The organism is Microcoleus sp. (genome assembly GCF_041354475.1).
In the GTDB taxonomy this organism is placed as follows: Bacteria; Cyanobacteriota; Cyanobacteriia; order Cyanobacteriales; family Microcoleaceae; genus Microcoleus.
On the sequence record NZ_JBGJZU010000030.1, the window covers coordinates 1 to 16,098 of the forward strand.

Annotated in this window: 16 protein-coding genes and 1 riboswitch; of the genes, 6 read left to right on the forward strand and 10 right to left on the reverse strand. The window is 45.4% G+C overall.

What is annotated here, in order from left to right; genetic code table 11:
• Positions 1-106 precede the first annotated feature (106 nt).
• The 5 genes from ACBR23_RS13465 to ACBR23_RS13485 all read right to left on the reverse strand — a co-directional run bounded on the left by ACBR23_RS13465 (position 107) and on the right by ACBR23_RS13485 (position 4,732).
• A complete protein-coding gene (locus tag ACBR23_RS13465; RefSeq protein WP_371120947.1) occupies positions 107-1,066 on the reverse strand; it encodes a hypothetical protein in 960 nt (319 codons plus the stop codon).
• 439 nt (positions 1,067-1,505) lie between these two features.
• On the reverse strand, positions 1,506-2,531 hold the full coding sequence (locus ACBR23_RS13470) for a DUF2207 domain-containing protein (RefSeq protein ID WP_371119750.1): 1,026 nt from the start codon (positions 2,529-2,531) through the stop codon (positions 1,506-1,508).
• A gap of 309 nt (positions 2,532-2,840) precedes the next feature.
• Entirely contained in the window at positions 2,841-3,641 is an 801-nt protein-coding gene (gene cbiQ, locus ACBR23_RS13475; RefSeq protein ID WP_371119749.1) for a cobalt ECF transporter T component CbiQ, read from the reverse strand.
• Complete coding sequence (locus tag ACBR23_RS13480; RefSeq protein ID WP_371117036.1) at positions 3,638-3,970, reverse strand: energy-coupling factor ABC transporter substrate-binding protein; 333 nt, start codon at positions 3,968-3,970, stop codon at positions 3,638-3,640. The genes cbiQ and ACBR23_RS13480 overlap by 4 nt, the downstream gene beginning before the upstream one ends.
• 3 nt (positions 3,971-3,973) lie before the next feature.
• Positions 3,974-4,732, reverse strand: coding sequence for an energy-coupling factor ABC transporter permease (locus tag ACBR23_RS13485; protein ID WP_341738325.1), 759 nt, complete (start codon positions 4,730-4,732; stop codon positions 3,974-3,976).
• A 21-nt stretch (positions 4,733-4,753) separates the two neighbouring features.
• Positions 4,754-4,901: riboswitch (cobalamin riboswitch) on the reverse strand.
• 176 nt (positions 4,902-5,077) lie between these two features.
• On the opposite strand from ACBR23_RS13485, the gene ACBR23_RS13490 reads away from it, so the two are divergent.
• Positions 5,078-5,881: a Uma2 family endonuclease gene (locus ACBR23_RS13490; protein ID WP_371119748.1), complete on the forward strand. Its 804-nt coding sequence runs from the start codon at positions 5,078-5,080 to the stop codon at positions 5,879-5,881.
• Positions 5,882-6,144: 263 nt separating this feature from the next.
• Here the strand turns inward: ACBR23_RS13490 and ACBR23_RS13495 are convergent, their stop codons facing one another.
• Both ACBR23_RS13495 and ACBR23_RS13500 read right to left on the reverse strand, forming a co-directional pair.
• Positions 6,145-8,274, reverse strand: coding sequence for a pentapeptide repeat-containing protein (locus ACBR23_RS13495; protein WP_371119747.1), 2,130 nt, complete (start codon positions 8,272-8,274; stop codon positions 6,145-6,147).
• Between the two features lie 15 nt (positions 8,275-8,289).
• Complete coding sequence (locus ACBR23_RS13500; protein WP_341738328.1) at positions 8,290-8,616, reverse strand: hypothetical protein; 327 nt, start codon at positions 8,614-8,616, stop codon at positions 8,290-8,292.
• 155 nt (positions 8,617-8,771) lie between these two features.
• On the opposite strand from ACBR23_RS13500, the gene ACBR23_RS13505 reads away from it, so the two are divergent.
• Positions 8,772-9,221, forward strand: coding sequence for a hypothetical protein (locus tag ACBR23_RS13505; RefSeq protein ID WP_371119746.1), 450 nt, complete (start codon positions 8,772-8,774; stop codon positions 9,219-9,221).
• A 436-nt stretch (positions 9,222-9,657) separates the two neighbouring features.
• Here the strand turns inward: ACBR23_RS13505 and ACBR23_RS13510 are convergent, their stop codons facing one another.
• Complete coding sequence (locus tag ACBR23_RS13510; protein ID WP_371119745.1) at positions 9,658-9,918, reverse strand: MoaD/ThiS family protein; 261 nt, start codon at positions 9,916-9,918, stop codon at positions 9,658-9,660.
• Between the two features lie 178 nt (positions 9,919-10,096).
• On the opposite strand from ACBR23_RS13510, the gene ACBR23_RS13515 reads away from it, so the two are divergent.
• Positions 10,097-10,384: a hypothetical protein gene (locus ACBR23_RS13515; RefSeq protein ID WP_341732403.1), complete on the forward strand. Its 288-nt coding sequence runs from the start codon at positions 10,097-10,099 to the stop codon at positions 10,382-10,384.
• Between the two features lie 577 nt (positions 10,385-10,961).
• Here ACBR23_RS13515 and ACBR23_RS13520 read toward each other — a convergent pair.
• Entirely contained in the window at positions 10,962-12,338 is a 1,377-nt protein-coding gene (locus ACBR23_RS13520) for a cytochrome P450 (protein WP_371119751.1), read from the reverse strand.
• 198 nt (positions 12,339-12,536) lie between these two features.
• Positions 12,537-13,145 (reverse strand): hypothetical protein, encoded by a 609-nt coding sequence (locus ACBR23_RS13525; RefSeq protein ID WP_371119744.1) that lies wholly within the window; start codon positions 13,143-13,145, stop codon positions 12,537-12,539.
• 402 nt (positions 13,146-13,547) lie between these two features.
• On the opposite strand from ACBR23_RS13525, the gene ACBR23_RS13530 reads away from it, so the two are divergent.
• From ACBR23_RS13530 to ACBR23_RS13540, 3 genes are read left to right on the forward strand one after another with little or no spacing between them, the layout of a single operon-like run.
• Positions 13,548-14,123 (forward strand): COP23 domain-containing protein, encoded by a 576-nt coding sequence (locus tag ACBR23_RS13530; RefSeq protein ID WP_371119743.1) that lies wholly within the window; start codon positions 13,548-13,550, stop codon positions 14,121-14,123.
• Between the two features lie 44 nt (positions 14,124-14,167).
• The gene (locus ACBR23_RS13535) at positions 14,168-14,806 is read left to right on the forward strand and encodes a serine protease (protein ID WP_371119742.1); all 639 of its coding nucleotides are present in this window, start codon (positions 14,168-14,170) and stop codon (positions 14,804-14,806) included.
• Positions 14,806-16,041 carry a COP23 domain-containing protein gene (locus tag ACBR23_RS13540; protein ID WP_371119741.1) on the forward strand — a complete coding sequence of 412 codons (1,236 nt, stop codon included), beginning with the start codon at positions 14,806-14,808 and terminating at the stop codon, positions 16,039-16,041. Before ACBR23_RS13535 ends, ACBR23_RS13540 begins: the two co-directional genes overlap by 1 nt.
• Positions 16,042-16,098: the final 57 nt, after the last annotated feature.

The window sequence follows — 16,098 nt, forward strand, 5'->3', positions numbered from 1 at the left end:
CTCTAATATAATCTGCGTTTATAACTTGCTCAGATTGAGGCAGGAAAAACTCATCTTTAACTCTGCTTGAATATATCGATCGCTCCTGTTCTTAGTTTGCGATCGATTATTCAGCAAGCCCTACATAGGAAATGACTACGCCAACATAGCCGATCGGCACTTCGGTCATTTTCACTTCTTCAACTTGCACAAACCAGGGGTTCAGGTTCCAAGAACCCGATAAAATCACCTGTTCTTGCAAGCCCCTGCGCCCGCCACCTTTGATGAAAGATTGCGCTTTTTGGAAGTTGTCGTGACCGGGAATTATCGGCCCAGCGATTTCACCTTCATCAATCGGAACTCCGTCGAGCACGTTGGCAATTCCTACGCGATCGGGAGCAAGTTTGTATAGGTGGAGATCCGATGGTTTCATACCTTTTGCAGCAGCATTGGCTGAGGTAATCACCTCAAATACAGCCGTATTAATCCGATAAGTACCAGTTGTAATAATTGCGAGTTGCCGTCCTTTTTCGCCACCGTCGGTGAGGAATTTGCGGGCATTTTGAAAATTGTCGCAATCGACGACTTTGCCTAAAATGCGATCGGAAGGAATAGTGGCTCCGTCATTAGCAATAATTAACCCAATTTCATCTTGAGGAACCACGACAACAGGTTCTTTGCGAACGCTATATTGCCAGGGAAAATAACCAAAATGCCAGCCGGGAGGCAGGGTATCCGCTTGCAAACCGCCTTCACCATCGAGTGCAATCAATCTACTGGATGGCAAATTTTTGCTGGAGAACTTCTTAACTACAATTCCCACTTCTCTTTCGCCGATCGCAATTAAGCCCAAAGTCCAACCAATTTTAGGGATAAACATGAAAACAAAGAACATTGCGCCTACGGGAAAGATCCAAATCGGGATGGTAAAACCTTCTTCTGTCGCTGGTTGGACTTCCTGGGGCTGCGGAGGTGGCGATTTGACTTGGGCTGAAGTTGGTGGGGCAAAAGTGCCTGCAACTGCGATCGTGGTTGCGAAAGATGCTGCTAAGGGTAAAAGCTTGCGAAGCCAACGTGATTTAGTCATAGTTTTCAATCTGCTTTAAGCGAAAAGGTACGGGAAATTTGTTTACTACAATCAGTATTCAATAGATTTCTTTGAAGGTCAATTCATTAAAGTCATGAATTATGTTCATAAAAGTCATATTTGGAATATGATTTTGTAGCGAGTGCGATCGGTTTATCTCAAAATCAAGCTAATTCGGATGCGGCAATGACTTAAGGTATAACCAATAGTCCGGCAAGGGTTGAAACCCCTGCCTCAAAGCTAAAGTCCTCTGAAGAGGACTAATCAGTTCTTCAGTCCTCTTCAGAGGACTTTAGCTATTAGACAGGGAATTCATTCCCTGGCGGACTGACGGGCGGGCGAGTGACCAGAAACCGGGTTTTTTCCGAAATACTTCGTTACAGCCCACAGATTAGCTAAAAACCCGGTTTCTTTGATTGTGGCGTAAGTCCCATTGATATCAACCACCACCGCCGCCACCACCACCACCACCACCACCACCGCCACCACCACCACCACCACCACCGCCGCCACTATCATTGCTAATGACTGGAATTGTTTCTTCGTACTCTTTATGGTAAGAGCAGTTTCGACAATTGTGGGTAACTTTCTGCTTTCCTGAACTGCTAGTAGTTGCATAAATCAAAATTTGATGAGCCTGTTCGACATTGAGCGTTTTGCACTCAGGACAGTATCGGTCTTTAATGAATTTGATAATTCCTATAAGAGGGATTGACAAAAAAACCATTAGCGCAATAATTCCTCCCTGTTCGCTGGAAGAGTCTCCTCCTCCCGAAGCAGATTCGTTCCCACTTTGTTGCCAACCAGGTTGAGGTACATTCAAAATTGCCTGCGGAAATGCAATCTGCACTTCTAATTCTTGTTCCGGTGGAATAGCCTGACTTGCCACAAATTCAAAAGTTTTAGGATCTATTTGACGACTAACTGCTGCTGTACCAAAATTCATAAACGATACAACTTTCCCTGACAAAGCTTCGGGTAACTTCACCGTAACTTTTCCAGTATTAACTGGCGCTTTTCGACCCGCTGCAATCGCTTTCCAATAAACTAGAGTATTCTCACCATCTAGCTGCAATCCACCTACAACACGATATTTGATCACAAAAGTATGTGAGTCTGGCGGTTTTAGTTCATGTTGCCAGCGAATCCAAAGTTGATTGTTTTCTGTTCCAGTGCTACTGGCAATTATTTGATTATTTTCGGCGACGGTCACATCTTTAATTGCATCGACTTTATCTAACGGAATATAGCGATACCGTTCATTATTGTAGGCTGCTGTGAACACATATTTTTGCGTTTCAGTAACTAACATATCTCCGTTCGTCTGAACGTCGATGATGACGTTAATTTTATCCCAGTAAAACGGTAGTTGTTGAGCCGCTGCATGAGTTACTGTAACTAAAAATAGGCTTAATGAAGCCATTAATGAAAAAACTATTTTTTTGAGAATTCGTTTATTTATCATAGGATTTCCACAAGATAACTGTTGACTACAATTATTCAACAGGTTTCTTTTGAAGTCAATTCATTAAAGTCATTAATTATGTTCATAAAAGTCATATCTTTAGTCCGATAGTCCGGCAGGGAATGAATTCCCTGCCTCAAAGCTAAAGTCCTCTGAAGAGGACTGATGAGTTCTTGAGTCCTCATAGCGAGGACTTTCGCTATTAGACAGGGGTTTCAACCCCTGGCGGACTCACGGGATGACTAACGGACTTTGCCGGCTGACAGCTTAAGTTGATACCAATGAGCACTGCCGCCTCCTAATTTCTTATCAACTTTGAAATACCACACTTAACAAAGTTAAAACCGTACAACCAAACAGTGCTTCAAATGTATATCTACGCGAAGGTTTGTAAGAGGAAGAATGCCAAACCCGCAGTTCTCCATTAAAGCCGCGCGATGCTAAACTCAAGGAAACTTGACGGTAATTTACCAAAGTTCGCTGAAGCAATTGCCCAATTAAAATGCCCAAACTACGCATTCCCAGTTTCCAAGTGCGATAGCCGCAGCGCGAGTTTTGGGCGATCCAAAGTTCATCTGCGATCGCCAATAAGCTAAAAATAAACCGATACATCAACAACAGCAATTCTGTCAACAACGGCGGAAAGCGCAATTGTCGGAGAATTTGCAAGGTTTCGGTAAATGGCACCGTCAGCAAAATGAAATACATACAGCTTGTGGAGGCCAAGGTGCGCGGCAATAACAGGCTCACTTGGTATAATCCAGTGTTACTCACATACAGATAAAAATTGCCGATGCTAATCCCCCAATTTTGCCAAATATCCGCGTGTGTTGCCTGGATTTGATTTAATTGAATTCCACTAATCACAAACGCAGGCAAACTTGTGAGCAAAAACATCAACGGTAGCGACAGCAAGCGCAGATAAAGTTTCCCTGGAATGCCTGCATAGATGACGATCCAGACTGCTAACCAAAGGGCGATCGACAATTGGACGATCGCCCCAGAAAGCAGAGACAGAATCAAAAGGGCGATCGCAAAGGATAATTTGTGAGTTGGCGGCAACCCGCGCAAACGATTAGTGTAAGCCAGACTATCAATCTGATGATTCATTCCAACGGCGATTTATCATCAGATTTCTGAGATTCCGTGCGCCCTTTATAAAGCCCGATCGCATATCCGATCGCACCAGCCCCCAGAGCAGCTTGAGTGGCAAATAATAGACTAGCAATTTCGCCACTAGCAGGCTCAAACAAATGATTGAACCAAGGTTTATAATCCGGTTGAATTTCCGTAATTGCTTTCTGGGCCTCCCCATCCGCGCCGCCATATTCACCCCGTACAAAAACTAGGGGAATTACGGCAAGTGCGACAACTGCAATTACCAACATCCAATTTTGTTGCGAAGTAGCTTGCTGATTTTTCGTCGGTTTTTGACTCATCACTTAAGACTCCTGTTTCAATAATTTTAGAATTTCCAACTCCGGTTGCCCGTAAGAATGCAGCCAATTCCACACCAATAAAGTCAGCAATCCTTCACTAATAGCCAGGGGTACTTGAGTAATCGCAAAGATGCCTGCAAACTTGATAAACGAAGCCAAAAAACCGCCACTCGCCGCCGGAAAAGCTAACGCCAACTGCATCGAAGTCACCACATAAGTCAGCAAATCAGCCAAAGCTGCGGCACAAAAAATTGCCACCCGTTGCCTACCAGTTCCCATCAGCAACTGATAGATAAAATACGCAGCGAACGGCCCCACAATCGCCATCGAAAACATATTAGCTCCCAGCGTTGTCAGCCCGCCGTGAGCCAACAAAACCGCCTGAAAAAGTAGCACTAAAGCACCGAGTACCGCCATCACCGAAGGACCAAACAAAATCGCACCCAAACCCGTACCCGTTGGGTGAGAACAACTCCCCGTTACCGAAGGAATCTTCAAAGCAGAAAGCACAAAAGTAAACGCGCCAGATAAAGCTAATAATAGTTTAAGTTCCGGGTGTTCTTTGGTAATTCGGGCGATCGCACGCAAACCTACCACAAAAAAAGGCAACGCCACAATCCACCAAAAAACAGCCCATTGCACAGGCAAAAAACCTTCCGAAATGTGCATAGCAGCGGCCGGTGTCGCCGAACCCAAAACCAGATAACAACTCAAGCCAGCCATCAATCCCAGACTGACAATTTTGCGACTTCGCGCCTTCATCAAGTACCTCGCAGATGAGACTAAGTGAACCAACACATCGGCGGGCATCCTGACTCAAAAAGCAACAGGGCTTTCATTACAGTTGCGGGACAGCGTTGGACTTCCACCAAACTTTCCCCATTACCTCCAATGGCTGCTCCCCATTAGAACCGACTTGTTAGATTGAGTATAGTCGATCGCGCAAATCTCAGCAGATATTTTACAAAAATTCTGATTAAATCAGTCAAAATTAGCGATCGTCTTCTCTTCTCTTCCTTCGTGTCCTTAGCGTCTTCGCGGTTCGTTCAAATACTATCACCAAACAAATCAAAGCTATAATCTTAGTAAGTTTTGAGGAAAGCCGCAATGTTAAATGATAAATTATCGACGTACTCACCCTCACCCGAAGAACGAAAAAACTTATATCAACCACCTCCAGATAACGAACTTAAAGAATTAATTCCAGGATTGCTAAAAGCAAAATTGCTCATACTTTGGGCAGAACGCATGGACTGGTTTTTGGGTTTAAATATGGGTATTTACCAAGACTCAGATCAAGAGTCTATCATGCCAGATGCTTTCTTAAGTTTAGATATAGAACGGTTTTACCATGAAGAATTGCGTCCCAATTACCTATTGTGGAATGAAAATATTATACCAAGTTTTGTCCTCGAATTGCTTTCGGCTACTTATCACCAAAAATACACCGGAAAGTGGGAAAGATATCAAGATTTAGGCATACTTTATTACGTCATTTATTCTTCCCGCCGCCGTCGTAAACCTCATTTGGAAGTATACAAGTTAGTCAATGGGAAGTACGAGTTACAGTCGGGAAATCCTGTTTGGATGCCAGAAATAGGTCTGGGAATTGGTTGTGAAAGGGGAAACTATTCTGGGGTGACAAGAGAGTGGTTGTATTGGTATGATGCCGATGGCACACGCTATCTGACACCTGAAGAACAAGTGAAACAATCAGCGCAGCGTCTCCAACAGGAATCACAACGTGCCCAACAGGAAGCTCAGCGTGCCCAACAGGAAGCTCAGCGTGCCCAACAGGAAGCTCAGCGTGCCCAACAGGAAGCTCAGCGTGCTGAACAATTAGCTCAACGTTCCGAACAATTAGCTCAACGATTGCGAGAGTTGGGAGTCGATCCTGATAATCTCAATTAATTGCAAAATCTCGTTCTTAGAACCCCGACTTCTTCAAGAAGTTGGGGTTTTATAGCAATCCTAAATCATATCAAATCCGGTAACATCGGAATTATTCATCTCTCTTATCTCCCTCTGTGTTCTCTGCGTTCTCTGTGGTTAAATCATTCCGATGCAGCCGGAAACGATATCATTCATGAGGATGTGTAGGGGTAGTGCCCCTGTGCCTACCCCAGCATAAGCGGGGGCAACCACGGGGGGATTGCCCCTACAACTCTATTTTGTTATTTCTGCGGGCATTTCGGATGAAGGCCACCCTGCAAACAAATATAAGCAATTTGACTTTGCTCTAAATTCTTAGCATCAGTAAAATCAACTCCTTGCAATCTACCAGATTTAGCACCCGCAGGACTTTGAATAAATTGATCGGAAGTATCTTTCCCTATAAACACCGCACCTTTAAAATTCGCTCCGGCTACATTCGCGCCCCTAAAATCAGCCAAACTCACGTCCGCATTCCGCAAGTTAGCATCTTGCAATCTTGTGTCTTTTAAATTGGCGTTTGCGAGTTTAGTGGAACTCAAATCAGCTTTTTGCAAGTTCGCACCGTTCAAATCTGCACCAGATAAATTAGCACCTTGCCATTCTGATTTCTCCAAATTTGTCAATGGCAATTGAGCGCCTTGAGCCTTAACCTTCCCCAAACGCGCACCAGATAAATTTGCTCCAGACAAATTGGCACTCCCGATATCTGCACCCGTAAAACTAGCATCTTTTAAGATAGCTTGCTGCAAATTTGCCCCGATTAAAATAGCACTACTAAAATTAGCTAAATTCAAATTGCCGTTGGAAAAATTAGCTTTGTTCAAGACAGCGCGCACAAAGCTAGTGCGATTCATTACAGCACTATTCAAAAATGCTCCGGTCAAATTTGCCCCTTCAAAATTGGCTCCGCTCAAGTCAGAAATCCAATCGTCAAATGTACCTGGTCGCCTGTCTTCTCCTGTGCCATAGAAGCGAGTTCCCTGCAAGCTGGCATTGGTTAAACTAGCATTTTTTAGCTTAATTCCAGACAAGTCAACTTTGTCTAATACTAATGTAAATTGAGCAGGACCCGCCGCACTTTGCCCTAAATCAGTGCGACTCAAATCTGCGCCGTTGAGCTGGCTGCTATACACTGTGAGAATTTTGCCGATCGCCCTTTGTACTGTGCGCTGGCGGACTGCGGCTAACTCCCGTTCCTGGGTCTTACCGCCGTAGCGGAGGGAATCGAGGTCGTTGCGAAAAGCTTGGTTCAACCGCTGCAAGTAAGGTAAAGATGAAGGCCCGGTACTGACTAAAGCTTGCTGGATCGCATCTAGCATGGTGCGATTGTCTTCTTGAGCTAGTAAATCCGTTAGCAGCGGTACGGCGCGGGAGTCTTCCACTGTTCCCAAGGCTAAAATTGCCGATCGCCGCCCTGCGGTCCCGTTTCCAGAATTAGGAGATAATTTATTAACTAAAGCTAAAAATATTTCGTCATTTCGCTGCCGAGAATCTCGTAAATTTGCTTGACTTTGAATATAGACTTGAGTGCCAATAAACAGAGTGAAAATCAATCCCGCAGTACCAATTGTGGCAATCACTAAAGTCGCCCCTGGATGTTGGCGAATCCAGTGCCACAAACTGTCATTTTCTGTGGTCTGTGTTTCGGGAGTCAAGACCAAAGCGGCAATCTGGGCATCTTCCTCTGTCCAATCTTGACTTTTCACCGGAGTGATAGATAATTGGTTCGATCGAGCATTGACGACCAAAGTATTCGCGAGGCGATCGTGTCCAGTTTTTCCGTGGTGGCGAAAAGCAAAAGCCCCATCTACCAGCATTGCCAAGCCGCTGAGCCCCCCTAAAATGATTAAATCTGGAAAAGCACCGCTCAAGCGCCACAGACCGTAAGCGACACCCAGAGGCACTCCCCAGCGTCCCAAACTTTCCCGAATCAGGACTCGCACCAAACCCGGAGGAGTACCCGAAGCTGTGACAACTTTCACCCCAAACCAGCGTTTAGGCAGAGTTTGACCGGTTCTGGCGAGTAAAAACAGTTCCCAGGCTGCCAGAACCGCTGGTGCCATCAGTGCCGCGGACCAGAATAGATTAGTCAGGGGTGCGACTCTGGGGTTGCGATCGCGCACAGGAATCCCTAAAGTACGGGAAACTGTCTCAGATGCTGCTGCTATTGAGGAGTTGAGTGGCACTGTTTGAGCATCCCGATTCACAAAAGCCCCGATACTGAAGGGAACTAGGGCACTAGCTGCGACTAAGGAAATTTCAACTACCCAAGCGCCACACCTGCGCACCAGCAGTGGCATTTGCTTGGATTGTGAGGGCCAAGACGGATCGGGTTGATTAATGCCACTGGGGGCGGTGGGGCTAGCCATATTCAAAATTTCCTATTAATTGTCGTTAGTATTTGAGGAATCTGGAGTAATTGTCAATTTATACGCTATGTAGATTAGCACTCCCAGAAGGGCAAGGGTCATCAGGGCAGAAATTAGCTGTACAACTGTATTGAAGACTGTCAGGAGAATTATCGCCCCCACGCCAAAGACTGCTACTTGACCTGGTTTGGGGAGGCTTTGAAACCTATGGAGAAACTGATTGTAGAAGGTTTCGACGGCGGGGTAGTTGTCTAAATTAATTTTGATTAGCGGCGATCGATCTAGTCTAGCTTTTAGTTCTCCGAATGCTTGCTGCCAGTTGAAATTATTTTGATAATTCATAAAAAAAATTGGGGAGTTACTTTAACTGTACCTTTGTCATTCTAGTACGGTCACATTGATAACAGTCACAAGAGCGTGTTCGGAATCACCGATCGTCCTCTACCCTCAAAGAAGTGGAAACTTCCGCTATTGTGTTGGGTTCAATAAGGATAAATATGAAGATACACTATCCGTGCGATCGCGCCAGACCGAGGTTAAGGTCGATCGCCACTTTAACCTTGGCAATGATTTTAGCTGCTGCCGGCACTGTTAGGAGCCAACCGCTACAAATTGCTCCGGGATTTCCCGAACCGCTAACTATGTCTGGAGTTTCCGGCGGCCCGAACAATAGTGGCGATTGCGGTTTTGTCGCCCCAGGGCCAAACCACGTCATCGAAGTCACCCAAGATTTACGTCACTGGCGGATTGCAGTACAAACCGCTGGAGCTCCGAGTTTGATGATTCAAGGGCCCAGGGGGCGTTTCTGCGTCCTACCGGCCAATGCTGCTGCGGGGACGGTAGAATTTTCCGGTTATGGCGATCGGGGAACTTATACTATTTTTGTCGGCGATCGAGCTCAAGGTCAACACCCCTATTCCCTCTCTATTTCTCAGAAACGAAACTAAAAAAACAACTGGATTTTAGATCCATAATCGATAGTTAAATCAACGCGCTTTTTACCAATCATTCGAGCATAATTCTGAATATCAGGCTCAATTCCCTGCAACATACTCTATACTAGCCAAGAATGCTCTAGCTGTGGAACAGTCGAATCGTAGAACAAAGAATCCTCACGCCTTTAGGCCCAGCAGTGTCAAGATAAGTTGTCTGTATTTGTAATTGAGCATTGGGCAACCCCCCCTTGGGCAGGGCTGTTTAATTTTTGGTGGCCGTGCCAAAGCCAGCCCTCCGAGAGCCCCAAATGTGCATAAAATCGTCTGTGAGGGGGTAGGCATTTTTGGCACAACCCCTACCTCATCCCTGTTTTTCGGAGAATGAAACAGCGCTGCCCTTGGGGGGCAGGGGGGGTTGCCCGATGCGCGATGCCCGATGCCCCATCCCCTACCCACCACTGACAGGGGGAATCAGTACAACTTCGTCCCCGTTTTGGAGGATGGTGTCAGGGGAGACGAATTCCAGATTAATCCCGAAGCGGGTACGATCGCGCCAGGGTTCTAATTGGGGATATTGGGCGATCGCGCGATCGAGCACTTGAGAGACTGGGGTAAGCATTGGAAATTCCCATGTTTGTTCAGAAACACTGTAGGCTTCGCTAAAGGCTGCAAAAAATTTAACGGTGATGGTAATCGAAGAGTTAGACACGATAATTAAGATCTCGAAATTTTAGCCAAGGCTCAAATACACAATACAATCTTATCTTGGGATAGCCTACTACCCAAAAGCGTAGGAAGTAAACACTAATTATCTAAAGACAGCTTTAGATAAGTTTACATAGGTTTTATAAAGCAGTAATAGTGAAGTTAACGCGATCGAGATATTTATGGCAAATCATGATTTTAAAGTGCTTCAAATTATTGAAGCAAAGGGTTGGTATGCCTTTGGCAGTACCAAGCAAAGCCAGCACGTTGAGAGGTGGGTAAGACCTGTCGTGTGTTGGGTGTTAGTAGAAGATAAAAAAAAGCGACGGATTGTGACTGCTACCGCTAGCTATCAGATCGAGATTGACGATAAAGAAGTAGAGTTTTTTGCCCACGAGAGCGAAATTCAAGATATAGAGAATCTGCCGAAGTCAGTTTCCGTATCAGAATTTCTCAAAACAGAAGATTAATTGAGTCAGAGAAAGAGTTTGTTTAAGAATAGATTAATTATTTTTTGCACAACTGGAAATGGGGAGAATGGGGAGAATCTTCCTTTTTCCTGACTCGGTTGGGCCCGCGAAGCGACACCAAGCCCTTCGACTACCCAGTGCCTACCGCCACTTCGTCACTCAGAGTGCCGTTTCCCTCAGCATAAACGCAGTCGAAGGGTCAAAGGGTCGAAGGACCTTATTCCTTCTGCGTTCTAAAAAATAAAGAGGGCGAAAGAGAGTAGGCAATGCCCACACGCTTCCGCCCTTGCTGAATAACAGGGTATGCATATGTTTTTAAATTATGGCAGTGAGGTTTTCGATCGATCAAGAGGGCTATTGCAATCGCCCACTTTTGCTTTGATCCTGTCTTTGCAAGGCTGAAACTATTTTAAACTGGAAATTTTAATTTGACGGAAACAGCTATTCAATGGTTAGAACAAAAAACAACAAGAATTAGGTGTAATAGTCGAGGGTGATGCGATCGAACCCTTGGATAGAGAAAAACCACCCAAACAGTAAGTTATGGGTAGTTTGGTCTCGAAATTAATTTATAGTTTCAAACCCCGCTGACAACAGGTTCAGGTATCTGCTGCCGCTGCCGCCGCCCAGTCATCACCATCGGCACACCGCCGGCTGGGCCTAAAGTCACCCCTCGACGCTTTGGTTGCACAGGCTTGTTCTGGGCTAATACTAGGTCGAAATCGCGCAAAATTTGTGCTAACACCAGTTTCATCTCCAACTGCGCCAGGGCCATGCCGATGCAGCGCCTGCTTCCCCCTCCAAAAGGGACATACTCGTAAGGGGAGAATTGCCTCTCCAAAAACCGTTCTGGTTTAAATTGCAGGGGTTCTGGATACAAGTCTTCGCGACGGTGGGTTAAATAAATCGAGCCGACCACAGCCGTACCAGGCTCTAGTTGATATCCCATCAGTTCCACAGGGGACTTGACTACTCGCGGAAAGGTGAGCATTCCCACCGGATAAATCCGCAGCGTCTCTTGACAAACGGCACTCAGATAGGGCAAGCGGAAAATCTCCATCGGGTCGGGATTTTCCCCCAAACTGTCCAATTCTTGTAGGAGTTTGTGGCGTACCGATGGTATGCTGTGAATCCAGTAAAATGCCCAAGCTAGGGCTGTGGCGGTGGTTTCGTGGCCGGCAAACAGCAGTGTCATTAACTCGTCGCGCAATTCTTCATCTGTCATCGGTTGCCCGTTTTCGTCGCGGGCTGCCATCATTAAGCTGAGAATGTCGGTACGGCTGGCATCTGGTTGGTCTCTGCGTTCGGCTATTTCGGCATAGATTAGTTGGTTGATTTCTCGTTGGCGCTGTTTCATTCGTCCCCAAGGACTCCAGGGGCCTAAATCTTGCTGCATCCAGTTGAAAAATAGCATACTCGATCGCACAGGAGAACCAGTCATATCGAGAATTGAGGCAAGTAAGGGCCTGATTTGTTGCAATCGCGGGCCGTCATCCAAGCCAAAAACCGCCTGTAAGATTACCCGCATGGTGACTTCCTGCATGGCGCTGCGGGCGAAAAAAGGTCGATCTACGGACCATTTGCTGGCAACATCTAAAGCAATATCGCAAATTTGCTGGCCGTAGTTCCGCATCCGTTCCCCATGAAAAGGAGGCATCAATAATTGACGCTCGCGTTTGTGCCTCATACCTGAGAGGATAATCATGGATTGTTCTCCCAGTAAGGGTTTTAGGATGCTGTTCATGCTGCCTGGAGCTTCAAAAGCGCTACTGTTGAGCATGAACTGCACCGCTTCCGGGTGACTGACCATCACGAAGGGTTCCAGGCTGCCCCATTGGGTTGTAAAAATGTCCCCGTATTGCTTAGCACATTTATCCATGTATGTTAACGGATCGGCAATCCATTGAATTAGCTGCATAAAGGGCAGAGTTTTCGGGCCGTTAGGTAGTGTCATGGGAATTACCAGGGGGTTGGTCATCTGATTTTTATATTTTATATTTTATATTTGAGATTTGAGATTTGAGATTTTAAATTAAACGACTCAGATGGATAGGCGGGCTTGTGGTTAGGAGCGGGAATAAGACCTTTTTAATTATTATTTTTCTGAGAAGCCCCAACTAAACTTGCTGATAGTTGGGGTGCTGGCGCGGGCTTATTCTCGAACTGTGTTCAAAATATCCTCTCCAAGCTCTGTAAAACGAACAGTTTTAATTTGCCAAGGAGCATAACTGGTTAAGGTTTGGCGCACGCCGCCGAACAAACTTAACATTTGACAACTAGACAAATTTTGCAATTTTTGTCGGTCGTTCCCTGATGTTCGTAAATCTACGGTGGCGACGCCCAGAGTGCGATCGATTCTAAGTCGATAACCAACCAAACCTAGACTCGTAAACACCTGCTGTTTTAACACTTCATTCACAGCAGATGACATTAGCTGGTTGTCTGGGCCTGTAACTGTTTCCGGGTGGAGACTTTTACAATTATTGTCTACTTTATAGACCGTTACTGTGACGGTGCTGTCTAATTCTGTGGTTCCAGTGGCTAAAACTGGAGGAACAGGACTAAATTGCTGGGACACTTGGCTAAATTTAGGGTTAATTTGATTTGGCGTTAGTTGTATGTGTCCGAACTGAGGTTGAGTGGTTGCGGTTAGATCCTGATTTTCTGCTGAGTTAGCTGCATCGGAGCCAGAACAACTGCTGGCACTGAGCAAAATTAACCCCGCGACTAAATACCTGAAGTTTTGATAGATATTGTTCATCGTTTTTAATACTCAACAAGCAATCTGTCTATTGAGAGAAAGAGAGTTAGTAGTAGCAAGCATTTTATACGTAATTTTACATAGTTAAAAATATTTTGGGCGTGCGTAGTACGTAAATGAAAATAAAGTTTAAAAACTGGTTAATTTCCTTTGTTTGATGTACAGTATAAAGGGTGACACCCATCACGGGTGTTACCCTCACAAAAGACGAGCTGGTAAAGCTTGTAGCTCGAGTAGCAAGTGATATCCAATACTTTGTCGGTAGTGTGATGTCACGTTTCAGGCGATACATAAGTCCTGAAAAACACAATCTCGATACCAGCGAATTTGATAGGAGCTGCGGCCCTAAATCATTAGTTGGCAATTCTTTTGACAATTTTTATTAACCAGGGTGAGATCATCATGAAATACCAATTATTGACAAAACTGGGGGTAACAACTGTGATCCCCATCATCAGCATGACCGTTTTATGTCAACCCAGTTACAGCAGACCTTCACAGCCGATCCAAGGGGAAGGTAGATTTTGGTGCAGCACCTCTAACAGTCAGCCTGTTACCGTTTATCAAAACCCTCAAGGTGCGATCGAGCCTTGGATTGAGTGGACTTCAGATTACTTTTCGGGTTCTGGCTACGACCCGGAAACTCGGTGTCAATTAGTCAGCCAGCGCCTCGAAACCTATCGCCGTAACCAGCAGCTAAAGTACATTACTGTGGGTGTGATGAATGGTCAAAACGTCATTTGCACCGCTAACCAAATGAATGGCATCTGCCAAAATTTGATTTATACTCTCAAGCCCGGCCAAGATCCGATCGGCTCTTTGTATAACTTGTTGGCTTGGCGTCAAGGACAAGTCGGAATGCCCTCTTTAGACGAAGCTAGTATAATTCCTTACATAGACGTGAGGAAAAAGCTAGGAGAAAATACTAATAAGATGGTACAACTGCCCCCTTTTTCCCCAGAGTCGCTTCTCCCTTAAGATTGGGGCAATTTTCCATCCCATCGTCCCTTCCGGGGGTGGAGGTGGAAAAGTTGGCGCGTCAAACAACGGTACGCATTAAGACTGGGAAATTTTCTGGCTCTGGGGCGATTGTCCGATCGAGTGGGCAAATTTACACGGTGCTCACTAGCTGGCACGTTGTCGCCTTCGATCGGGGCGATCGCACCATAGTGACCTGGGATGGCATCCTCCACAAACCGTTACTCTCAAAAGTCCAGAGGCTTGGTAATACGGATCTGGCGATCGTTCAGTTTCGCAGTGATAAAGAGTATAAATTAGCACCAATCAGCCCTGAGCCAGTAGCGGTATCAGAAACTCTGCTAGCAGCAGGGTTTCCTGGGGATTCGGAGGTTGATGCTTGGGTGATGACACGGGGAGTCGTTTCGCTGGTACTACCGAAATCTTTGCCTCAAGGCTATAGCTTGGGTTATACAAATGAGGTTAAAATTGGTATGAGTGGTGGTCCGATTTTTAATGTCAAAGGTTTGTTAGTTGGGATTAACGGTCGGGGCAAGTATCGAGATCCAAATTTTGGTGTCTATGCTTTTGAAGATGGAAGTGAACCAACGCCCGAATTATTGGAGAAAATGGTTAAATCTAGTTGGGGAATTCCCATCAGTATATATTTGCAGTTCGCCTCGTTTCATCTAGGGAGTTACTGATGAATGTGTGGAGTTTGCGGTTTGACGCACTGACAATCATCTTGACTGGTGCATTGACAGTGGCACAGGTGGTGATCCAACAATATACTGCCAGCGCCAAAACAGCCCAAGAAATTGCCCAGTTAGCGATGTTGACAACTGTGGAAGTCAACAATACCATGGGTTTTGCGGGTAGTGGCTCAGGAGTAATTATTGCGAAACAGGGTAATATTTACACTGTTTTGACAGCTAATCATGTGGTAGCAAGCCAGGCCCAAAAATACAGTATTCGCACTCATTTAGAGAAGGATTATACTGTCATCCGAATACAAAGGCTACCGAAAAATGACAGAGATATAGACTTAGCATTGGTACAATTTCAGAGCCAAGAACAGTATCCAGTAGCACCAATGGGAGAGTCACAAAGTGCTGTTGTCGGTTCTCCTATTTATGTTGCTGGCTATCCGCTACCAATCGCATCGGGAGCGGAAAAAAAACTGGAGTTTACTGCTGGTATTATCTCTTCTCGGCTCGATCGCGCATCATCGGGTTACAGACTGCGCTATCAAGCGGTGACTAGGCGAGGCATGAGTGGAGGGCCTGTATTTGATGCGGATGGCAAAATTGTGGGAATTCACGGTCAAGGAGATACTGTGGGTACTGTGACTAGCCCGTGGAACGGTCAGACTGAAGAGATTAAAACGGGATTAAATTCAGCAATTCCGATCGATATTTTTCTGGGTTTACTATCACAAAATAAGCGTAACAGCTTGGATATTCTCAGCAGTATTTCTATGAACCGCGGTTATAACCAAAACCAACCGAATATGAGGCAGGGGGGATTTTTGTGTGATACATCGACAGGAGAACCCATGACAGTGTATCAAAATCCTGAAGGGATTAGAGAGACTTGGATTCGCTGGAATTCTAATTTTTTTGCTAATTCTGGCTACGATCCTCTAACTCGTTGCCGACAAGTGACTCAGCGCCTGGAAAATTACAGTCGCAACCAACAGCTAAATTATGTGACTGTAGGTATGGTAAATAACCAGAAAGCGATTTGCACGAGTAGTCGCGTTAATGGACCTTGCGAAGGTTTGATCTACACCCTACGTCGCGATCAAGATCCGATTCCTGCCCTCAGCAGTTTCTTTGTGTGGTTGGCGAATCAAAAAGCTCAGCCTTCTATTTTTGAAAGCGGGACTATACCTTATATTGATGTTAAAGAACGGCTGGAATCGACTAGGGAACCTTAATTAAATATCCGTGAGTTGACCAAATTCGCCTGATAATTTCATCTAAAATTGCTAAAA